Origin of the sequence: Pseudomonas sp. JZ134, assembly GCF_051027695.1 — a bacterium.
In the GTDB taxonomy this organism is placed as follows: domain Bacteria; phylum Pseudomonadota; class Gammaproteobacteria; order Pseudomonadales; family Pseudomonadaceae; genus Chryseomonas; species Chryseomonas luteola.
The window spans coordinates 65,048-86,242 of record NZ_CP069250.1 but is presented as its reverse complement, the minus strand read 5'-3'; the positions used below and the strand labels follow the sequence as shown (position 1 = coordinate 86,242).

Genomic DNA, 21,195 nt, shown 5'->3' with positions numbered 1-21,195 from the left:
ATTGAAAAGGGCTCCAGGGGCGCCCCGCGCATGATTGAAGAACTCGAACAAGAAGATCCAATACCTCAAGGCGATCTGGCCATGCAGATCACCGCACTCCCACGCGAAACGAACGGGTTTGGCGATATCTACGGCGGCTGGCTCGTCGCCCAGATGGACCTGGCCGGCACGTCCATGGCCAGTCGAATCGCTCAGGGTCGCGTCGCCACGGTTGCCATCGACCGCATGGCATTTCTCGTCCCGGTTCCGGTGGGTGCGCAGCTTTCTTTCTATACCCAGGCGCTGGAAGTCGGTCGTAGTTCGATTCGCATGATGGTTGAAGTTTGGAGCGATGATCCTCTCTCCAACGAATGGAGCAAGGTGACCGAAGCCGCCTTCGTTTTTGTCGCCATCGACGGCAGCGGCCGTACCCGCTCCGTTCCTCGCCGCTAGATTCTGCGAAAAAAAGCGGGCAGCCAAGGGTGCTTATTGTTAAGCGCCCTAGCAAAGCACGTCACGCTTGGTAGCAAATTGCCCACTCTAGACGCAACGGTTGCTACAGGTAACCGTTCGTCTCGGTAACAAATACCGCTGGGTCATCAATTCTTCTAAATGTTCAAACGGTCACATTTGCCGCCTTGTTCTAGAGGGCTTCGCTCTTTAGGATGCGCACCATTACTCATGTGCGCAATTTGCTGCACATCAAGCTGTGCAATGAATTGCACAGAATTTCGCGGGGACGATTGGCCTGGATGGCCGTTCACTATCGCTCCCCCTAAAGCAATGGATGCTTCAGCAAGGTCACGGAATGACGTCCTCCAGTTCACTCGCTACGCATTATCTGGCCCTGGCCGAACAGCCCATCGAAGCGGGCAACTTCGGCGGCGAGGACGCGCGATATTCTAGCGAGTATGAACAGCTCGAAGCCGAGCTAGCCAAAGCCTCCTCCCTTCATCAGAGCGGCCAGATCGACTGGCAGATGATTTGTGACGGCAGCGAAGCACTGCTGCGTACCCAATCCAAAGACCTGCGTGTAGCCGCCTGGCTGGTCTGGGCCTTGTATCAGCGCGAGCGCTTCACTGGCTTGCAGGCAGGTATCGCCTTGCTTCATGCCCTGTGCACCCAGCATTGGGATGCGCTACATCCACGCAAGGTACGTACGCGCGGTGCTGCCCTGGGCTGGCTGCTGACGCGTCTGGAACCTGTACTGTCGGACTGCGCGCCAACCTCCGAACAGCTCCCGCTGTTCCAGCAACTGATAGAGCACCTGAAGGCACTGGATGCCTGCCTGTCCACGTATCTGGGCGAAGAGGCGCCCTTGTTACTGCCGCTGTGCCGGCGGGTAGACGATCAGGTAAAGCGTGCCGGTCAGACGGCGACCCCAACGACAGCATCCAACGCCCCTTCGGTTGCACCCACGCTGGCTTCGTCTTCATCCAACGTGCCAACCGGGCCGATCGAAAACGACAGGGATGCCCATAAGGCCCTTCGCGCCCAGCAGGACAGCGCTCGTCTCCTGTGCACCTGGTGGACCCGGCAAAAGGCGACGGACATTCGTCCGCTACGTCTGAATCGTGCCCTGCTGTGGCTAGGCATCGACAGCGTACCCGAGCACAACGCCGAACAGATCACGGCGCTTCGTGGACTTCCCACCGACAAGATCGCCTCCTATAAGGAGCGCTTCGAGCAAGGTCAGCATGCTGAATTGCTGGTGGAACTGGAGGCCAGCCTGGCACGTGCCCCCTTCTGGTTCGATGGGCAACGCCTGGCCTGGGAATGCCTACAGGCATTAGGCGCTGAAGCCTCCCTGAAGGAAGTCGAAATGCCCTTCGCCCTCTTCCTGGCCCGCGTACCTGGCATCGTGGAGCTGCGCTTCCATGACGGCCAACCCTTTGCCGATGCCGAAACACGCGCCTGGATCAGCGCCCATGTCATCCCACATACCCAGGCTCCCAGCGCGCCACGCGAGACGGCTTCGAATAGCGGCAACAATCGTCCCGCCTGGGACGAAGCACTGGCTGCCCTGCTGCCTACCCTGCGAAAGGATGGCCTCAAGCAGGCGGTTCAGACACTCAAGCAGGGCATGACCACCGCACAAGGCGGCCGTGAGCGATTTTTCTGGCAACTCACCCTCGCCCGCCTCTGCTTCCAGGCCAAGAAATACGACCTGGCCAAGACCCAATTGCAAACACTCGACGAGACCCTGCAACGCAGCGGTCTGGCCGACTGGGAACCCGAACTCGCCCTGGAGGTTTTGCAGCTGCTCTATCAGTGCTGCGAACTGCTGCCTCAGAACCCTGGAGTACGAGACTACAAGGACGAGCTTTACCGCAGGTTGTGCCACATCGATCTCGAAGTGGTACTTGATTGAGGCCGCACGGCCTTCACACAGAAAGGAGAAATGCCATGGCCAAAGAAGGCTCGGTAGCCCCTAAGGAACGCATCAACGTCACCTTCAAACCCGCCACTGGCAATGTTCAGGAAGAACAGGAACTGCCTCTGAAGCTAATGGTTCTGGGCGACTTTACCCAGCGCGCAGACGATCGCAAGGTCGAGGATCGCAAGCCGATCAGCATCGACAAGAACAACTTCGATGAAGTCCTGGGCAAACAGGAACTGACGCTGAACCTGAGCGTACCGAACCGCCTGCAGGATGATGCGCAAGGTGAAGAACTGGGCGTCAGCCTGAACATCAATACGATGAAGGACTTCAACCCTGCCAACATCGTGGATCAGGTGCCGGAGCTGAAGAAACTGATGGAACTGCGTGATGCCCTCGTCGCGCTGAAAGGCCCGCTGGGTAACGCCCCTGCTTTCCGCAAGGCCATCGAAAGCGTACTGGCGGACGATGACTCCCGCGAACGCGTACTGGGCGAACTCGGTTTGGCCGCCAAAGCCGACCAGGACGCTTGAACCAAGGACAAGGAAGAGTTCAGATGAGTACCAATACCGCTCTCGAAGCGATTCAAGTAACAGGCGAAGCCGGCATTCTTGACCGCATCATCGCCGAGACCAAGCTCACGCCAGATGACGAAGCCTATGGCATCGCCAAGCGTGGCGTATCTGCCTTCATCGAAGAGCTGCTCAAGCCGCAGAACGAAAAAGAGCCGGTCAAGAAGGCCTTGGTCGACCGCATGATCGCCGAGATCGATGCCAAGCTCAGCCGCCAGATGGACGAAATCCTTCACCACGCCGAGTTCCAATCGCTGGAGTCCTCCTGGCGTGGTCTGCAGATGCTGGTCGACCGCACCGATTTCCGTGAGAACAACAAGGTCGAGATCCTGAACGTATCCAAGCAGGACCTGCTGGAAGACTTCGAGGACTCGCCGGAAATCGTTCAATCCGGCCTGTACAAGCACATCTATACAGCCGAATACGGCCAGTTCGGTGGCGAGCCGGTTGGCGCTATCATTGCCAACTACTTCTTCGACCCGAGCTCTCCGGACGTGAAGACCATGCAGCATGTGGCCAGCGTTGCGGCCATGGCGCATGCGCCCTTCGTTGCGGCAGCCGGTCCGAAGTTCTTTGGTCTAGAGGCGTTTACAGGTCTGCCCGACCTGAAAGACATGAAAGATCACTTCGAGGGCCCGCAATTCACCAAGTGGCAGAGCTTCCGCGAGCAGGAAGACTCTCGTTATGTAGGCCTGACCCTGCCCCGCTTCCTGCTGCGTACGCCCTATGACCCGGAAGAAAACCCGGTCAAGAGCTTTGTCTACAAGGAAAACGTCTCCAGCAGCCACGAGCATTACCTGTGGGGCAACACCGCGTATGCCTTCGCGACTCGCCTGACCAGCAGCTTCGCCAAATTCCGCTGGTGTCCGAACATCATTGGCCCCCAGAGCGGTGGCGCGGTAGAAGACCTGCCCCTGCACCATTTCGAAAGCATGGGTGAAATCGAGACCAAGATTCCGACCGAAGTGCTGGTTTCCGATCGCCGCGAGTACGAGCTGGCCGAGGAAGGCTTCATCGCGCTGACCATGCGCAAGGGTAGCGATAACGCGGCATTCTTCTCTGCCAACTCCGTACAGAAGCCGAAGTTCTTTGGTAACAGCGAAGAAGGCAAGAACGCCGAGATGAACTACAAGCTGGGCACCCAACTGCCCTACCTGTTCATCGTCAGCCGTCTGGCGCACTACCTGAAAGTCCTGCAGCGCGAGCAGCTGGGCAGCACCAAGGAACGTACCGACCTTGAGCTTGAGCTGAACAAGTGGATCCGTCAGTACGTGGCCGACCAGGAAAACCCCAGTGCTGAAGTTCGCGGTCGCCGTCCTCTGCGCGCTGCCAGCATCAAGGTCACCGAGGTGGATGGCGAGCCGGGCTGGTACCGTGTCGGCCTGAGCGTGCGTCCGCACTTCAAGTACATGGGCGCGGATTTCACGCTGTCCCTGGTTGGCAAGCTGGACAAAGAGTGAGCAGGAGCCAGGTGATGAGCTACGGCAGTCTGTTCGAGCGTCTTTCCGGGGAAGCGGATCAACGTGCCCGCCTGACTCGGGAGCAAGCCGTTACGGCCTCGGTCGCCTCTCATCTGGCCAAAATGCTCAGCACCCGTGCGGGCAGCGTGCAAACGCAGCCCGACTACGGGTTGCCCGATCTGAACGACATGCGCCTGTCCCTGCATGATTCGCTGAATCAGGCGCGTGTCGCTATCGAACGTTTTATCGACGCCTACGAGCCCCGTTTATCCAGCGTTCGAGTGTTATCCCTGCCCCGCAGTCATGATCCGCTGACCCTGAGCTTTATTCTCGAAGGCTGGCTGGACGTGGACGGGATCAAGAAGCAGGTCAGTTTTACCGCACGCCTGGATGGCAGCGGACAAGTGAAGGTCAGCTAAGGAAAGCACATGTCGTTCAACCACTATTACCAGAGCGAGCTGTCCGCGCTACGGCAGCTGGGCAAGCGCTTCTCCGAGCGCAGCCCGGCCCTGGCACCGTTCCTGGGTCAGAGCGGCCGGGATCCGGATGTCGAGCGCCTGATGGAAGGCTTTGCCTTTTTGACCGGACGCCTGCGCCAGAAGCTCGACGACGAGCTGCCAGAGCTGACCCACTCCCTGATGCATCTGCTGTGGCCAAACTACATGCGTCCGCTACCGGCGTTCAGCATGCTTCAGTTCGACCCGCTCAAGCGTCCCGGTGGCGCCATTACCGTTGCACGCAACACGCCGGTGGAAGCGCGTCCGGTACAGGACGTAAGCTGCCGCTTCCGGACATGCTTTGCTACGGACGTGCTGCCGCTGGACCTGTCCGCACTGGAGTATTCCGCTAAAGGCGAAGGTGCCCTGCTCAACCTGCGCCTGACCCTGAGCGCCGAAGGCCACCTGGGCGATATCGGCCTCAAGCGCCTACGCCTGCATCTGGCCGGTGAGCGTTACATCAGCCAGACCTTGTACCTGGCACTGCTGCGTCATCTGGAAGGTGTCCAGCTGATACCGCTGGATGCCGACAACAAGCCGGTCAAGTCTCCCGACGATACGCCGATTCAGTTCAAGCTGGGTGCTGACCGACTGCGTGCGGTAGGTGTCGACGAGGAAGAAGCGCTGATCCCTTACCCGCACAATACCTTTCGGGGTTACCGCTTCCTGCAGGAGTACTTTGCCTTCCAGGACAAGTTCCTGTTCGTCGAGCTTGATGGGCTGAGCATCGTCAATGCGCTGCCTCAAGAGATCATCAAGAAGACACGCGGCCTGGAGCTACGCTTCGATCTGCGCAAGGTGGGCAGCCAGCGTCTTCGCCCCACCCGTGACAACGTACGCCTCTATTGCACGCCGATCGTAAACCTGTTCAACCATGACGCCCTCCCCATCCGCCTGGATGGCAAGCAGGACGAGTACCTGTTGCTGCCGGCCGAATACGATACCGAGCACTGCGGCGTCTATTCCGTTGAGCGCGTGACCGGCTGGCGACCCGGCGGCATGGGCTATGAAGACTATGTGCCGTTCGAATCTTTCGAGCACGATGCAAGCTTCGATGTGCCCAAGGCGCGCCCGCATTACAGCGTGCGCCAGCGCACCTCGATCCTGCATGACGGTGTCGACACGTATCTATCGTTCGGCATTCAGGAGTCAGGCAGCCGCTTCGGTGATGCCGTAGCCCAGGAGCGCCACGAAACGCTGTCTATCGAGCTTGTCTGCACCAACCAGAACTTGCCGTTGCAACTCAAGCTGGGCGATATCTGCCTGCCTAGCGAAGACACACCGGAGTTCTTGAGCTTTCGCAATATCACTACCGCGACACCGTGCTATGCGCCGCCACTGTCGCGCGACTTCCTGTGGAAGCTCATTTCCAATATGTCGCTGAATTACCTGTCGCTCTCCGATGTAGAGGCGCTCAAGGTGATTCTCGAAACTTACGACCTGCCGCGCTACTACGACCAGCATGCGGAAAAGATCAGCCGTCGCCAGTTAGGTGCCCTGAAAAGCATCAGCCACAAGCCGGTTGACCGACTCCACCGTGGACTACCCGTTCGCGGTATCAGCACCGAGCTGACCATGGACCCGGAAGGCTTTCTGGGCGAAGGCGATCTGTTTGTCTTCGCCTCGGTCCTCAATGAATTTTTCGCGTTGTACGCCAGCCTCAATTCCTACCATGAGCTGCGCGTGAAAAGCACACAAGGAGAGGTGTACCAATGGACGCCGCGCATGGGGCAACAGCCCTTGCTTTGAGCTCGCTGAGCTGCGGTATCCGTGAGTACACCCTCTTTCAGGGCATACAGCGGGTACTGGAAAAGCTTAGACAGAACAATCCCGACCTGGATGACGAAGCGCTCTATGACCGCCTCGAATTTCAGGCCAACCCGAGCCTGGGTTTTCCGGGTAGCGACATCGATCGTATCGAGTTCTTCGAAGAAGACGGTGAGATGCGCGCGCGGATGCGCCTGAACCTGGTCAGCCTGGCGGGTGCCGGCTCGCCCTTGCCTGCGTTTTATAGCGAGCAGGCATTGGGGGATGGCCCCTCCGGTAATCCGACCCGCGAGTTTCTGGATCTTTTCAATCATCGCTTCCAGCGCCTGTTGCTGCCGATCTGGCGTAAATATCGATACAACGCCAGCTTTCAACGTGGCGCTGTGGATAACTTTTCCGCACAGCTGTTCGCCCTGATCGGCCTGCGTGGAGAGACGATTCGCCAGTCGCAGGAACTCAACTGGAAACGCCTGCTGCCCTATCTGGGCCTGCTGAGCCTGCGCGCTCACTCGGCGGCCTTGATCGAAGCAGTGCTGCGCTACTACTTCAAGCATGCCGCCATGCATATCGAGCAGTGCATCGAGCGTCAGGTGCAGATCTCTACCGATCAACAGAACCGCCTGGGCCTGGGCAACAGCACCCTGGGTGAGAACCTGGTGCTGGGGCAGCAGGTGCGTGATCGCAGCGGAAAGTTTCGTATTCATATTCGCGAGCTGGACTGGAACCGCTTCCACGAATTTCTTCCCATTGGCGCAGGTTATGCGCCGCTATGCGCCCTGGTGCGCTTCACGTTGCGCGATCCGCTGGACTACGACCTGCGTCTGGAATTGCGCACCGATGCCATCCGCGAGCTGCGGCTTGGCGCCGAGAACCCGTGCCGCCTGGGTTGGACCAGCTGGCTTGGCCATGAACATGCGGACGGCGTCGTAACGCTGGCCGGCAAGACTCATTAAGGACTGATGACATGATCAACGTTGACCTGCAACAGTTGGTACAGGCACTGGATGCCGACACCCGCCGCGACCTGGAACAGGCCGCCCAACGCTGCCTGACCCGTGGGGGCAGCAAGATCCTGGTCGAAGACCTGATGCTAAATCTGTTGGAGCGTACCGACAGCTTGCTGGCTCGCGCCCTGCAGGATGCAGGCGTCGAATCGGGTGAGCTGGCGCGCACTCTGCAACCTCGCGGAGAAGCCAGCGAGTCCCGTAATCCGGTCTTTTCAGCGGAGCTGGTGCAGTGGCTTCAGGATGCCCTGCTGGTGGCCAGCCTGGAGCTGGGTCAGAGCCACATCGACCCCGCCGCGCTTATCCTGGCTCTGCTGCGCAATCCGATGCGCTATGCGGGTACGCAGTACCAGCCCTTAATCGCCAAGCTTGATGCCGAGCGTCTACGCGACTATGCCCAGTCCCAGAAGCCGCAGGCTGCCTCGGCACAGGCGGCTTCCGGTGAGTCCTTCCTGGCACGCTTTACCCATAACTTCACGCAGCAGGCCCGTGATGGGAAGCTCGATCCAGTCCTGTGCCGCGATGAATCCATTCGCCAGATGATCGATATCCTGGCCCGTCGCCGCAAGAACAACCCCATCGTGGTGGGCGAAGCGGGCGTGGGCAAGACTGCTATCGTCGAAGGTTTGGCGCTGCGTATCGCCGCCAGTGAAGTGCCGGAAGCCCTCAAAGGCGTCGAGCTGCTGTCCTTGGATCTGGGCCTGCTACAGGCTGGCGCCAGCGTCAAAGGTGAATTCGAGCGTCGTCTGCAAGGTGTGATTGATGAGGTCAAGGCCTCGCCCAAACCGATCATTCTGTTCATTGACGAAGCCCACACACTGATTGGTGCCGGTGGCCAGGCAGGCGGCTCTGATGCGGCTAACTTGTTGAAGCCTGCGCTGGCGCGTGGCGAACTGCGCACCGTGGCCGCCACGACCTGGAGCGAGTACAAGAAGTATTTCGAAAAGGACCCGGCCCTGGCGCGCCGTTTCCAGCCGGTCAAGCTGCTGGAGCCGACTGTTACAGAAGCCGTTACCATCCTGCGCGGCCTGGCTTCCGTTTATGAGAAAAGTCATGGCATCTACCTGCGTGACGATGCCGTCGTGGCTGCTGCGGAGCTGTCCGCACGCTATCTGGCCGGACGTCAGCTACCCGACAAAGCGGTCGATGTGCTCGACACTGCCTGCGCCCGTGTGCGTATCAGCTTGGCCGCTGCGCCAGAAGCCGTCGAGTGCCTACGCAGCGAAATCGCCCAGGGCGAGCGCCAGTTTGCTGCGCTGAGCCGTGATCAGGAGTCCGGCCTTGCCATTGACGGAGAAGCGTTGAACCGTCTGCAAGACCGTCTGGCGGAAGCCCAGGACGAATTGGCGCAACTGGAGACGCGCTGGAGCACCCAGCGTGATCTGGCCACTCGCCTTTTGACGCTTCGCCAGCAATGCGCTGAAGCACGCATGAAGCAAGGCAGCATAGCTGCCGAAAGCGATACAGCCGAAGAAGTTGACCTGCCCGCGCTGGAGCAGGCGCTGGCAGCCGTTCAGGCTGAGCTTTCAACCGCCCAGGCGGAAGAGCGCCTGGTCAGCTTTGAGGTCTGCCCGCGCCTGGTAGCCGAAGTAATCAGCCATTGGACAGGCGTACCCCTGTCCCAGCTGGCCCGCGAGCACAATACCAAGGTTGCCCGCTTCGCCGATGATCTGGGCGCACGCGTTCGTGGCCAGAGTCAGGCCATTGAGGTGCTCAATCGGGCCATGCGCGCAGCCGCCGCGGGTTTGAATAACCCCGATGCACCTGTCGGCGTATTTCTGCTGGTAGGACCCAGCGGCGTAGGCAAGACCGAAACGGCATTGGGTCTCGCGGACCTGCTGTATGGTGGCGAGCGCTTCCTGACTGTGATCAACATGTCCGAATTTCAGGAAAAGCATACGGTTTCTCGTCTGATCGGCGCACCGCCCGGCTATGTAGGCTATGGCGAAGGCGGCATGCTGACCGAGGCTGTACGTCAGAAGCCTTATTCTGTCGTCTTGCTGGATGAAGTCGAGAAAGCCGATCCGGATGTCCTGAATCTGTTCTATCAGATCTTCGACAAAGGCGTTGCTAATGACGGCGAAGGCCGCGAGATCGATTTCCGCAATGTTCTCTTCCTGCTGACCTCCAACCTGGCCAGCGACCGTATCGCCAGCCTGTGCGAAGAGGGCCAGCGTCCACCCGTCGATGAACTGGAACAGGCCATTCGCCCTGCACTGACCCGCCATTTCAAGCCGGCCTTGCTGGCCCGTATGCGCGTTGTCCCCTACTACCCCGTAGGTGGCGACGTGCTGCGTGAGCTGGTAGGCGTGAAGCTGGAGCGCCTCGGCCTGCGTCTGGCCCGCCGTCAGCTGACGCTGAGCCATAGCGAAGCATTGATTGACCACCTGACCGAGCGTTGCACTCAAAGCGATAGCGGTGCCCGCCTGATTGACCACCTGCTTGACCAATACCTGCTACCACGCATCGCTGACCGCTTGCTGGAGGCAATGGCAGCGGGCGAAACCCTGACCCATGTCCATGCCACACTGGATGGTGATGGCGCGGTTCTGTGTGAGTTTGCCTGAGGTGGTCGCAATGCTTCCCGAAGCCATTCAGCCCCTGCGCCCAACCGAAGTGCTACTTCAACGCTTCGCACGTCTGGCGCAGGAGGCCAGTCGTGAGAGTTTGTTGGGTGAACTGATTGAGGCGGCCGCCCACCTTTCCCAGGCCGACCTCTGTCAACTCTACCTTTTGGACGCTACGCATACCGCGCTAACCCTGTCGGCGGCCTGGATCAACGAACAGCGCCAAGCCTGTCACGACAATAGCTTGCCCGCCGATTACGACGGACAACTGTTGCAGTACTGCTTGTTCCAGAATCGTCCATTGGCCTTGACCGAACTCCATCCAAGCCTGCATACCGTCGACTTTTTACCGGCGGGTTACACCTGGAAAAGCCTGCTGTGCTTGCCACTGGCCGATGCACAGGGCAGTGTACAAGGCGTCATGGTATGCGCTACACACCGCACCCGTGACCTTGAAGCCCTCAGTGGTCTGCTCTCGCCATTGGGGACTTTTGCCATCGCGCAATTGAACCTGCTTCAGCGTTTACAAACATCCGAGCCGGAAACAGCTCCGGTAACCGAGCCGGTCAAACCGTGCGCCAGCGGGTACGGCATGATCGGTAACAGCAACGCGATGCGAGGCGTGTACCAATTAATCGGTAAGGTTTTGCACAACCCGGTCACGGTATTGCTGACCGGCGAAACGGGTACCGGCAAAGAGCTGGTCGCCCGAGCCATTCATGATTGTGGCGCCCGCCGTACACAAGCGTTCGTGGTTCAGAACTGCGCGGCATTGCCGGAAAACCTGCTCGAAAGCGAGCTGTTCGGCTATCGCAAAGGAGCCTTTACCGGTGCCGACCGGGATCGCCAGGGCCTGTTTGACGCTGCCAATGGCGGCACCCTGTTCCTGGACGAGATCGGCGATATGCCGTTGACGCTCCAGGCCAAGCTTCTGCGCGTACTGCAGGAAGGCGAAGTACGTCCGCTCGGCTCTACCGAGACGCACAAGGTCGATGTTCGCATCATTGCCGCGACCCATCGCGATCTCTACAACCAGGTGCTACAGGGCAATTTCCGTGAGGATCTGTATTATCGCCTCACGCACTTCCCCATCGAGCTACCAGCACTGCGTGAGCGTGGCGATGATATTCCCCGGCTGGCCCGCCATTTTGCCGAGAACGCCTGCTCCTTTTTGCAGCGCGAGCCCTGCCGCTGGACAGAGGCCGCCCTGGATCGTCTGGCGGGCTATGCCTTTCCAGGCAATGTCCGGGAACTCAAAGGCCTCGTTGAACGCGCGGTTCTGCTGTGCGATGGCAATGAATTACGACCCGAACATTTTCCGCTGCGCCAGGAGACGACCCCGGAAGTCGGCCTGACCCTGCGCGAGCGGATGGACCAGTTGGAGCGCGGACTCGTCATTGACTGCCTGCGCAAGAACAATGGCAACCAGACCCACGCCGCCCGTGAGCTCGGCCTGCCACGCCGCACGCTGCTGTACCGCATGGAGCGGCTGAATATCAGCCCGACTGACCTATGAGCCGGTCCATGCCCGTTTTGCCCATTTCACACCCCTACAACGCATCACTTGAGGTAGCCAACATGCCCACACGACTCTGGATCGCCGCTCTACTGACCCTGACGCTGGGCGTGGCTGGCTGCTCCAGCAACCCCAAGAGCACCGATAAGGACTATCGCCCGCTTGGCGACCCGAAAGCACTCAACCGCGGCAATTGACCCAAGGAGTACATCACCATGGAACTGGTTTTTGATCTGGTCAGCGCCCAGCAATTCGTACCCGGCATGTTGTCGACGCGAACCTTCAAACAGGTCGGCGGCATCATTGGTCGCGCCGAGGACAGCGACTGGGTGATCCCGGATCGTAATCGCGTCCTGTCCGGCCACCATGCACTGGTCAGCTACCGTGACGACGCGTTCTATCTCACGGATACCAGCAGCAACGGCATCACGCTCAAGGATAACGGCGCCCGCCTGGTCAAAGGCCAGCCCCATCGTATCGAACACGGCAACACGTTCTGCCTGGGCGATTTCGAAATCCGTGCCCGCCTCCTGCAAGACCCTTCGCGCTTCGATCTGGACCTGGGCCGCCCCATGCCGGCAAACAGCGCCAATGGTCTGATCCCGGATGATGCCTTTCTCGAACTGGACCCGCTTACGGCCCTCGACCGTCAGGATCAGGGCTATACGGAGCCCGACGAGCTATCCAGCCTGGTAAGTCCGCATGTCGATGAATCCCGTGCCGACTATGCCCGTGTCGATATGGAAAGCCTGACCGTACCCAAGCTGATTCCCATACCTGAGCCGGAAGTAGTACCACAGCCGGAACCGGTACGGGCGGCGCCACCCAAGCGGCAATCACAGGAGTTCTGGGACCGCTACGGTCAGGCGCTTGGCCTGGACCTGTCCAGCCTGGACGACGAAGCACGCGAAGCCTTGGCCCTCAATGCGGCGCGGCTGCTGCGTCAGAGCATGAATGGGCTGCAACAAACCCTGCGCACCCGTAGCGAGGTGAAGAACGAGCTGCGCCTGTCCCTCACGACCGTTCAGAGTGCCGGGAATAACCCGCTCAAGCACGGCGCTGACAGCACCGAAACGCTGGGACATATGCTCAAGGGCGACAAGCCCGGCCAGCTACCGGCAGATCAGGCCATCACCCGTGCCTACCGGGATCTTCAGGCTCATCAGGTTGCCCTGCTTGCTGCCAGTCGCGCGGTAGTCAAGGCGACGCTGGATCAACTGGACCCTGAGCAGCTGACCCTGCGGTTCGAGCGCGAGGGCCGCAAACCTTTATTCGCTACCGCCGGCAGCCGTTGGCGTGCGTACCGTCGTCATCACTACAGCCTGCGTCAGGATGGAGACTGGAGCGAGCGTCTGTTCGCCCGCGATTTCGCTACTGCCTATGAAGAGCAGGTCCGTCTGATCGCAACGCTCAACACCGATTTTCAAGGATGAAACCCATGATCCGCTTCGCTCCCCTGGCCCTGCTGGCCACCATGACCCTGACAGGCTGCTCGTCCCTGAGCTCCGACATGTCCAAGCTCGACCTGAGCCTGTCGGGTAGCGATACCCTGAACCCGGACCTCAATGGTCGTCCCTCGCCCATCGTGATCCGCCTGATCGAACTCAAGCATCCGGTTGCCTTCCAGAACGCGGATTTCTTCTCGCTATACGAGCGCCCGCGCGAAGCGCTGTCGCCGGATCTGGTCGCCTCCGAAGAGATCGAGCTGCGCCCGGGCGAGAAACGTGACCTGAAGCTGTCCGTCCAGGACGGCAGCCGCTATGTCGGTGTGCTGGCGGCGTACCGTGATCTACCGGAAACCCAATGGCGCTACGTGATTGAAGTTCCGGCCAAGCAGATCACCCGTGCGGATCTGTCCCTGGATGCCGAAGGCATTCACTCCGCCGCGCCTGAAAAAAAGGCCAAGGACTGATCCCATGACTGCACATAAAGTGATCTGGCAGGAAGGTATGCTGCTGCGCCCACAGCACTTCCAGCAAAGCGATCGGTATCACGATGATCAATTGAAGGCACGTACACGCCAACTGGGCAGCTATGCCTGGGGTTTCTTCAATCTGGTCATTGATCGCCAGTTTCTGAGCATGGGCAAACTCGTGATCAGCCAGGCCTCCGGCGTTCTGCCGGATGGCACGCTGTTTGAGCTGACCAGCGAGGGTGAGCCCCTGGCACTGGACATTCCCGCCAATACCAGCAGCACCTCTGTGTATCTGGCCCTGCCGCTGGTCACGGGCAACCATGTCGAGACACGCCGTCCCGAGCAGAAGGATGTGTTGGCTCGCTACCGCGCCTATGAGGCGGAAGTGGCTGACTCGAACGCTGGCGAGAGCATTATCAGTCAGGTCAGCTGCGGCCGCCCGGATTTCAAGCTACTGCTCGGCGAGCGATCCAATGACGAAGCCTTCGTCAAGCTCAAGGTCTGCGAAGTGCTGGACACAACGCCGGATGGCGTCATCAGCCTGGATGGCGACTTCACCCCCACCTATCTTCATGTTCATGCTTCGGACTACCTGTTGTCCTGCCTGAAGGAAGTCATCAGCATGCTGGCCCACCGGGGCGATATCCTGGCCGAGCGTATCCGCGCCACCGGCAAGGTAGGCACCGCGGAAGTAGGCGACTTCATGATGCTCCAGCTGATCAACCGCTACGAGCCGACACTGCGCCACTACCTCACGCTTGAGCAGCTGCATCCCGAACTGATCTTCCGCGAACTGCTCGGTCTTCTAGGCGAACTGGCCACCTTTTCCAGCGAAACCAAGCGCCCGCGTCTGGATAACCGCTATCAGCACAGCGATCAGGCCCAGAGCTTTCGCAAGCTGATGGATTCGCTGCGCCATGTCCTGTCGATGGTGCTGGAGCAGCATGCGGTCGAACTGATCCTGCAACAACGTCAGTACGGCATTCAGGTATCGCCACTGCACGACCACAGTCTCATCACCTCCGCCTCCTTCGTGCTGGCGGCCAGTGCGCAGTGCGACTCGGAAGAGCTACGCCAGCGCCTGCCGGCTCATCTGAAGATCGGCCCGGTCGAGCGTATCCGCCAGCTGGTCAACCTGCACCTGCCCGGCATCCGGATCAAGCCCATGCCCGTTGCGCCGCGGCAGATTCCGTTCCATTCCGGCAAAACCTACTTCGCCCTCGAACTCAGCGCCGACGAACAGGCGCAACTGGAGCAGTCGGGCGGCTTCGCCATTCACGTGTCCGGTGATTTCCCCGGGCTCGAACTCAAATTCTGGGCAGTCAGGAGCTGACGATGATCAAGGATCACGATTACGGCCAGGATGATAAAACCGTTGTGCTGAGCCGCCAGGGTACGGCGAGCTCGTCACATAACCCGTTGACCGACTTCGCCGACTCACCCCGGGTCGAGCAGTTGGAAGAGCGGATGATCTATGCCGCCCGCCTGCGTCCGGCGGAAAGCTTCAACTTAAGCGTCAACCCACTGATCGCGGCGGCCTCTGGCCTGTTGTCCGAAGTGGTTCAACTCAAACACAGCTACCACGCCGAAGACCTATATGCCCTAAAAGAGCGCCTTACGACAGCCATCAAGCTGTTCGAACACCGCGCCTTTGGCGAAGGGGCTGAAAGCGGTCAAGTCATGGCAGCGCGCTATGTACTGTGCACGGTGATAGACGAAGCCGTAGTCACGACGCCATGGGGCAATGAAAGCGAATGGTCTCAAATGAGCCTTCTGAGCAACTTTCATAACGAGACGTTTGGCGGCGAAAAATTCTTCCAGTTACTGGAGCGCCTGACACGCAACCCGGTCAAGCATCTACAGATGCTCGAACTCATGTACTTGTGCCTTGCGTTAGGTTTTGAGGGCAAGTACCGGGTCCTGCCTCGTGGCATGCTGGAGCTTGAAGCCATCCGAGACAGCGTCTATCGCCAGATTCGTCAGCTACGTGGTGATATTCCGCGAGAGTTGTCTCCCCATTGGCAGGGCCTGCAAGACGGTCGCCGCAGCCTTGTGCGCATTGTTCCATGGTGGTTGGTCGCTCTGTTTACCCTGATTTGCCTAGGTGTGCTATATGGTGGTTTCGCCTGGGTATTAGGCGAACAACGCGAAAGCGTGCTGCAGCCATACGAGCAGCTGACTACGGCCAAGATGGCCGAGCCAAATACGTGACGACAGGGATGTTTGCGCAATGAAACAGTTCTTCCGCAATCTGGCGGTTATTTTCCGTAAGACCTGGGTCTGGAGTCTGACCCTGGTTTTGGTTCTGGCTCTATTGGTCTGGTTTGTCGGGCCATTGCTGGCCGTTGCCGATCATAAATTCTGGGCACCGGCTACCACGCGGCTTGTCACACTCAGCGCCTTGTTCCTCTGCTGGGGCCTCTTCATTGTATTCGTCAGCTGGCGTAGTGGCGTGCGTAAAAAGCGCGCCCTCGAGACCGAAGACGGCCAGGAGCGCCTGCGTCGCCACGAGCAGATCACTGAAGAGCAACAGGAGCTGCGCAGTCGTTTCAAGGATGCATTGCAAACGCTGAAAAGCTCCAGCCTGTACCGCGCCCGCAGCGAACGCTGGAAACAGGAGTTGCCGTGGTATCTGGTGATCGGCCCTCAAGGCAGTGGCAAGACCTCCCTTCTGGATTTCTCTGGTCTTGAGTTTCCGCTTAACCGTGACGCCAACCGCCTGACCAAGGATGTCGGCGGCACCCGCCACTGCGACTGGTACTTTGCCGATCACGGTGTCCTGGTCGATACCGCAGGCCGCTACCTCAGCCAGCCGGATGCCGCTGTAGATGCCAGCACCTGGCAAATGCTGCTGACGCTTTTGCGTCGCCGCCGTCGCGCACGCCCGCTCAATGGCGTACTGGTTACCGTACCGGTCGATCAGTTGCTCAATGGCACCGAAATCGAACTGGAAACCCTGGCTCGCCAGATTCGTGCTCGCCTGCACGACATCCATCAGCAGCTGAAGGTCGACGTTCCGGTATACCTTGTCCTGAGCAAAGCAGACCAGGTGCTGGGCTTTGAAGAGTTTTTCGACCAGCTGTCCCGCGAGGAAAGCGAGCAGGTCTTTGGTACCAGCTTCCGCAAGGAACAAAATGCTACAGACGCGGCTGTGGTTCGCCAGGAGTTCGAAGAACTGCTGCGCCGTCTGAATACGCAGGTCATTCAGCGTATCCACCAGGAGCGCGATACCCTGCGCCGTGGTCGTATCCTCGACTTTCCTCACCAATTGGCACTGATCGGTGAGCGTCTGTGCCTGTTCGTCGAATTGGCGTTTTCTGGAAACCGTTATCAGCGTGCCAGCCAGCTACGTGGCTTCTACCTCACCAGCGCTCCACAGCTGGTCAACAGCCTCGACCCCAGCACAATGAGCATTGGCCGTAACTTGGGTCTGCCCAGCAATGCCCTGCCGACCTATCGCACCGGCCACTCTCGCTTTATCCACCAGCTGCTCAGTCGCGTCATCTTTCCTGAGGCCGACCTGGCAGGTCTGGATCAGCGTGAAACGTCGCGTATCAGTTGGGGCCAGCGCGGCCTCTATGCAGGCGCTGCCGCCTGCCTGGGTCTGTTCGGTGTACTGTGGGCCACAGGATTCAGTGCAAACCATGACCGTCTCGAACAGTTGCGTACCCTGGGTCAGCAGCTGACTGATCAGCACAAGACGCTGGCACCCTCCGATGATGCCATGGCAGCGCTGAAATCCCTGGATAGCGCCTATGCCGCAGCCAATGTCTTTCCAGCTGCCAGCGATGTAGCACTGCATGAACGCAGCGGTCTGTATCAGGGCAATAAGGCTCGTCCAACCCTGCAACAGGCCTATCATCAGGAACTGGTAGATCAGTTGCTGCCCCGTGTGGCGCGCCAGCTGGAAGAGCAGATCCATGCCAACCTCAACGACCGCGAACGCCTGCTAGGCAGTCTGCGCGCCTACCTGATGCTGAACCTGGAAGAACGGCGCGACAATGGATTCCTGAAGGATTGGGTAGCAGCTGACTGGTCGACCCGCTACAGCGGCGACACCGTGGTCCAGAATGGGCTCAACTCCCACTTTGCCCGCCTCCTGGAGCAATCCTTTACCCGCTATCCGCTAAACGATGCACTCGTTGCCCAGGCCCGTCAGATCCTGCGTAGCGAGTCACTGGCCAACGTGGTGTACCGCATGTTGCGTGATCAGGCGAGCAGCCTGCCGGCATACCGCTTCAGCCAACACCTGGGTCCGCAGGGTGCCGTGTACGGCGGTGCAGACTATGCTATTCCCGGCTTCTACACGCAGAAAGGTTACGAGCAGACATTTACGACCCAAGGCATCAACCTGGTCCGCAATATCATTGAAGACAACTGGGTACTGGGCGAAAGCGACGGTCTCTCCGGTATGGACCTTAAGCGCCTGATGGTTGAGCTGGAACAGCTGTACTTCAACGACTACGCCAACTATTGGAGCGAAGCAGTCACTCAGCTGGTACTGGCTCCGATTGGCGATGCGAATCAGGGTGCCATGCAGCTCTCGGCGCTGACAGCCTCCAACTCACCGCTGTTGCAAGTACTCAATGAGATTCGCGACAACACCCGCTTCCAGTCTGGCGGCAACGATGCAGCGGCTGCCCTTGCGGAGGCTGCACCAAAAGGTAATGCGAAGCTGGCCAAAGCCGCTGCACTGGCCAGCGCGGCTGCCGATAAGGCGGGCGACGCGCTAGCCAAGAACCTGCCGGATACGGCCAAGAAAGCGCTGCAAAAACGCTTCGAGCCACTGCATCGCCTGCTGGACGATAACGGCGGCCCAGCGGCTGATATGGTTCCGGTCATGGCTGCACTGAACGACCTTCAGCTGCAAATGGCAGGGCTTGCCCATGCCAGTGCCCCCGAGCAGGCCGCCTTTGAAATGGCGCGTGATCGCATGGCTGGTCAACGTGATGCCATCAACAGCCTGCGCAACGCGGCCAATCGCTTGCCGCAGCCGGTAAACAACTGGCTGAGCCTGCTGGCAGACGACAGTTGGATGATGGTGCTCAATGATGCCTATGACTACCTGAACCAGCGCTACCAGAGCGAGATGTATTCGTTCTATAACAACGCCTTGAACAAGCGGTATCCCTTTAAAGCTGACAGCGAGAGCGATGTCGCCATTGCGGACTTCCGTGAGTTCTTCAAGATGCAGGGCGTTGCGGACAAATTCTTTGACAGCTACCTGAAGCCTTTCGTCAGTGGTGATTCCGGCAACTACCGTCTGCGTAGCATCGACGGGCACAGCCTGCCGCTGTCCCGCGAGTTCCTCGTTCAGATGGGTCGGGCCCAGACGATTCGCCGCAGTTTCTTTGCCGAGAATCCGGCGGAGCCGCAGGTCATGTTCAAGCTTGAGCCCTACTCACTGGATTCCAGTCTGACCCGTGCCAACCTGCGCATCGGTAACAACCAGATGGAATACCGTCATGGCCCGATCGTGCAGACAGCGTTCCGTTGGCCCGCCGAGAATGATGAGAGCCGCGTCAGCCTCGTGCTGGAGGAGCTCAATGGTCGCCGTGTGGGTGTCGAGCAGAACAGCGGTCCCTGGTCCCTGTTCCGTATGCTGGATGCCATGAAGATTGAGCAGAACGGCAGCCGGGACGCCCTCATGGTCAAGGCAGATCTGGAAGGTCTGCATGCCAGCTATCTGCTGCTCAGCCAGCGCTCGCCGAATCCGTTCGACGTAGGCAACCTGCGCGGCTTCAAACTGCCGGCGTCACTCTAAATGAGTGACGTTGCCACGCGTTGGCGCAGCGCAGCCCGTACCGATGCCGGCAAGGTACGAGCGCGTAACGAAGATGCCTTTCTGGACAGCCCTGAGCAAGGTCTCTGGGCTGTTGCAGATGGCATGGGCGGTCATAGTCAAGGTGATCTGGCCAGCCGCCTCATTATCGAAAGCCTGGCAGAGCTCCCCGTAGGCGCAGGCTTCGATGAACGCCTGCAACAGATCCGCCAGTGCCTTCATTGGCTCAACCGGCGACTGAACCAGGAGCTCACGGTCATGGCCGACCAGACGGACACCATTATTGGAAGTACGGTAGTCGTCTTGCTGTGCGACGAAGAGCGTGCGGCCTGCGTCTGGGCGGGTGATAGCCGGTGTTATCTCTGGCGTAGCGGTAGGCTCTATCAACTTACCAAGGATCATTCGGTACGACAGCGGATGATCGATGAAGAAAGACTGACGCCAGAACAGGCTGCTCGCCATCCTGCAGCCCACGCCCTTACCCAGGCGATAGGCGCCAATGAAACGCTGGCGCTCGACATTCTTGAATTCAGCTTGATGCCGGGCGACAGTATGCTTCTCTGCAGTGATGGCCTGTACAAAGGAATCAGTCAGAACGCGATCGGTGCGGCGCTGTCCCTGCCGTCTGCCCAGGTTGCCCTAGAGCGGCTTTTCGATACCGCCTTGCTAGGCCCCGCACGTGACAACCTGACCGCCATCGTCATCCGTCGACAGGAGTAAGGATGTACCTCATGGACGAACTCAACGCGGCAGCTGCCGAAGACGAGCTGACCTATTTCGCCTTCGCCAACAAAACCCCTTCCGCATCGGAGACCCTGCCCAGGGCTCACGGCGTAAAGCCGTTACCCGACGTGCTCAGCGGACGCTACAAACTGGAGCGCCTATTAGGTGTAGGCGGTATGGGCGCGGTTTACCGCGCACGCGACCTGATGCGCGAACAGTACGGCGACCCCGAACCCTTTGTAGCCATCAAAACGTTGAGCGAGGACTTTGCGGAATATCCCGATGCCAGTGCATTGCTCTACAGTGAGTTCGCCCTGACAACCCGCCTCCGTCATCCCCATATTGTTCGCCTGCATGGCTTTGATATCGATCGGGAAAGCGAGCGTGCCTACATAACGCTGGAAATGCTCCGGGGTCTGACCTTGGACAAGTTGCTGTGTGATCACCCACAAGGCCTGGGCTGGGAGGCGCTGCGAGACATTGCCATTCCGCTATTGGAGGCATTGGCCTTTGCCCATAGTCAGGGAGTTCTGCATGGTGATATCAAGCCAAGCAATGTCATCCTGGCCGAAGACGGCCTTCGCCTATTCGACTTCGGTCTTGGTCAGCCGGTAGAAGGCGTGCTGCCCGGCCTGCCCCGCCTCTCGCGAAGCCGCTTTACCGCCTGGACACCACGTTATGCCTCCCTTGAACTGTTGGATGGAGCACCGTTGACGCCCTCGGCTGACGTATATGCCGTTTCCTGTGTCCTGTATGAATTGGCCACTGGTCAGCATCCCTATCGGCGCCTCAGTGCGAAACAGGCACGTGCCATGCAAATAGAACTCACACCTCCAGCCCAACTACCAAAGCCGTGCTGGCAAGCGTTGCGAACGGGGCTGCAGTTCGCAGAACCCGATCGTCAGGTCGATGCTAATGGTCTGCTGGAGGGTTTTCGCCATGTTAAACAGGCCTCTACCTTGGGTCGCTGGCTGGGTCTTCGCCAATCCGCCTAGACCGTTCGTAGCCACAACGCTGACTTATGTCGGCTGCT

Annotated in this window: 17 protein-coding genes; all 17 read left to right on the top strand. The window is 59.4% G+C overall.

Translation table 11 applies throughout. From position 1 onward, the window contains the following. Positions 1-33 precede the first annotated feature (33 nt). The 17 genes from JQR86_RS00370 to JQR86_RS00290 all read left to right on the top strand — a co-directional run bounded on the left by JQR86_RS00370 (position 34) and on the right by JQR86_RS00290 (position 21,157). On the top strand, positions 34-432 hold the full coding sequence (locus JQR86_RS00370; protein WP_037030601.1) for an acyl-CoA thioesterase: 399 nt from the start codon (positions 34-36) through the stop codon (positions 430-432). 355 nt (positions 433-787) lie between these two features. Then, the gene (tssA, locus tag JQR86_RS00365) at positions 788-2,350 is read left to right on the top strand and encodes a type VI secretion system protein TssA (protein WP_434154128.1); all 1,563 of its coding nucleotides are present in this window, start codon (positions 788-790) and stop codon (positions 2,348-2,350) included. A gap of 35 nt (positions 2,351-2,385) precedes the next feature. Beyond that, positions 2,386-2,892: a type VI secretion system contractile sheath small subunit gene (tssB, locus tag JQR86_RS00360; RefSeq protein ID WP_122041262.1), complete on the top strand. Its 507-nt coding sequence runs from the start codon at positions 2,386-2,388 to the stop codon at positions 2,890-2,892. A 23-nt stretch (positions 2,893-2,915) separates the two neighbouring features. Then, entirely contained in the window at positions 2,916-4,391 is a 1,476-nt protein-coding gene (gene tssC / locus JQR86_RS00355; RefSeq protein WP_434154127.1) for a type VI secretion system contractile sheath large subunit, read from the top strand. Between the two features lie 11 nt (positions 4,392-4,402). Further along, complete coding sequence (gene tssE / locus JQR86_RS00350; protein ID WP_122041261.1) at positions 4,403-4,810, top strand: type VI secretion system baseplate subunit TssE; 408 nt, start codon at positions 4,403-4,405, stop codon at positions 4,808-4,810. 9 nt (positions 4,811-4,819) lie between these two features. After that, positions 4,820-6,637 (top strand): type VI secretion system baseplate subunit TssF, encoded by a 1,818-nt coding sequence (gene tssF / locus JQR86_RS00345; protein WP_312271729.1) that lies wholly within the window; start codon positions 4,820-4,822, stop codon positions 6,635-6,637. Beyond that, complete coding sequence (gene tssG / locus JQR86_RS00340) at positions 6,601-7,608, top strand: type VI secretion system baseplate subunit TssG (RefSeq protein ID WP_434154126.1); 1,008 nt, start codon at positions 6,601-6,603, stop codon at positions 7,606-7,608. The genes tssF and tssG overlap by 37 nt, the downstream gene beginning before the upstream one ends. 11 nt (positions 7,609-7,619) lie before the next feature. Further along, positions 7,620-10,226 (top strand): type VI secretion system ATPase TssH, encoded by a 2,607-nt coding sequence (tssH, locus tag JQR86_RS00335; RefSeq protein ID WP_434154125.1) that lies wholly within the window; start codon positions 7,620-7,622, stop codon positions 10,224-10,226. A 10-nt stretch (positions 10,227-10,236) separates the two neighbouring features. Continuing rightward, positions 10,237-11,742 (top strand): sigma 54-interacting transcriptional regulator, encoded by a 1,506-nt coding sequence (locus tag JQR86_RS00330; RefSeq protein ID WP_434154124.1) that lies wholly within the window; start codon positions 10,237-10,239, stop codon positions 11,740-11,742. An 8-nt stretch (positions 11,743-11,750) separates the two neighbouring features. Then, the gene (locus tag JQR86_RS00325; protein WP_376739009.1) at positions 11,751-11,939 is read left to right on the top strand and encodes a type VI secretion protein; all 189 of its coding nucleotides are present in this window, start codon (positions 11,751-11,753) and stop codon (positions 11,937-11,939) included. An 18-nt stretch (positions 11,940-11,957) separates the two neighbouring features. Continuing rightward, positions 11,958-13,175, top strand: coding sequence for a type VI secretion system-associated FHA domain protein TagH (tagH, locus tag JQR86_RS00320; RefSeq protein ID WP_434154123.1), 1,218 nt, complete (start codon positions 11,958-11,960; stop codon positions 13,173-13,175). Positions 13,176-13,180: 5 nt separating this feature from the next. After that, positions 13,181-13,654: a type VI secretion system lipoprotein TssJ gene (gene tssJ / locus JQR86_RS00315; protein ID WP_150348409.1), complete on the top strand. Its 474-nt coding sequence runs from the start codon at positions 13,181-13,183 to the stop codon at positions 13,652-13,654. Between the two features lie 4 nt (positions 13,655-13,658). Beyond that, entirely contained in the window at positions 13,659-14,990 is a 1,332-nt protein-coding gene (gene tssK, locus JQR86_RS00310; protein WP_434135223.1) for a type VI secretion system baseplate subunit TssK, read from the top strand. Positions 14,991-14,992: 2 nt separating this feature from the next. Then, a complete protein-coding gene (icmH, locus tag JQR86_RS00305) occupies positions 14,993-15,868 on the top strand; it encodes a type IVB secretion system protein IcmH/DotU (protein WP_188866280.1) in 876 nt (291 codons plus the stop codon). Positions 15,869-15,887: 19 nt separating this feature from the next. Continuing rightward, entirely contained in the window at positions 15,888-19,421 is a 3,534-nt protein-coding gene (gene tssM / locus JQR86_RS00300) for a type VI secretion system membrane subunit TssM (RefSeq protein ID WP_434154122.1), read from the top strand. Next, positions 19,422-20,159, top strand: a complete 738-nt coding sequence (locus JQR86_RS00295; RefSeq protein ID WP_150348406.1) for a PP2C family protein-serine/threonine phosphatase — start codon at positions 19,422-19,424, stop codon at positions 20,157-20,159. It begins immediately after the preceding gene. An 11-nt stretch (positions 20,160-20,170) separates the two neighbouring features. Then, complete coding sequence (locus JQR86_RS00290; RefSeq protein WP_289925680.1) at positions 20,171-21,157, top strand: serine/threonine-protein kinase; 987 nt, start codon at positions 20,171-20,173, stop codon at positions 21,155-21,157. Positions 21,158-21,195 lie beyond the last annotated feature (38 nt).

Bases quoted from the DNA above. Each gene is read 5' to 3' on its own strand.
- JQR86_RS00330 (WP_434154124.1), top strand. From the start codon at position 10,237: ATGCTTCCCGAAGCCATTCAGCCCCTGCGCCCAACCGAAGTGCTACTT.
- tssG (WP_434154126.1), top strand. From the start codon at position 6,601: ATGGACGCCGCGCATGGGGCAACAGCCCTTGCTTTGAGCTCGCTGAGC.
- tssH (WP_434154125.1), top strand. From the start codon at position 7,620: ATGATCAACGTTGACCTGCAACAGTTGGTACAGGCACTGGATGCCGAC.
- tssB (WP_122041262.1), top strand. From the start codon at position 2,386: ATGGCCAAAGAAGGCTCGGTAGCCCCTAAGGAACGCATCAACGTCACC.
- icmH (WP_188866280.1), top strand. From the start codon at position 14,993: ATGATCAAGGATCACGATTACGGCCAGGATGATAAAACCGTTGTGCTG.
- tssC (WP_434154127.1), top strand. From the start codon at position 2,916: ATGAGTACCAATACCGCTCTCGAAGCGATTCAAGTAACAGGCGAAGCC.
- tssF (WP_312271729.1), top strand. From the start codon at position 4,820: ATGTCGTTCAACCACTATTACCAGAGCGAGCTGTCCGCGCTACGGCAG.
- JQR86_RS00325 (WP_376739009.1), top strand. From the start codon at position 11,751: ATGCCCGTTTTGCCCATTTCACACCCCTACAACGCATCACTTGAGGTA.
- tagH (WP_434154123.1), top strand. From the start codon at position 11,958: ATGGAACTGGTTTTTGATCTGGTCAGCGCCCAGCAATTCGTACCCGGC.
- tssM (WP_434154122.1), top strand. From the start codon at position 15,888: ATGAAACAGTTCTTCCGCAATCTGGCGGTTATTTTCCGTAAGACCTGG.
- tssK (WP_434135223.1), top strand. From the start codon at position 13,659: ATGACTGCACATAAAGTGATCTGGCAGGAAGGTATGCTGCTGCGCCCA.
- JQR86_RS00290 (WP_289925680.1), top strand. From the start codon at position 20,171: ATGGACGAACTCAACGCGGCAGCTGCCGAAGACGAGCTGACCTATTTC.
- tssA (WP_434154128.1), top strand. From the start codon at position 788: ATGACGTCCTCCAGTTCACTCGCTACGCATTATCTGGCCCTGGCCGAA.
- tssJ (WP_150348409.1), top strand. From the start codon at position 13,181: ATGATCCGCTTCGCTCCCCTGGCCCTGCTGGCCACCATGACCCTGACA.
- JQR86_RS00295 (WP_150348406.1), top strand. From the start codon at position 19,422: ATGAGTGACGTTGCCACGCGTTGGCGCAGCGCAGCCCGTACCGATGCC.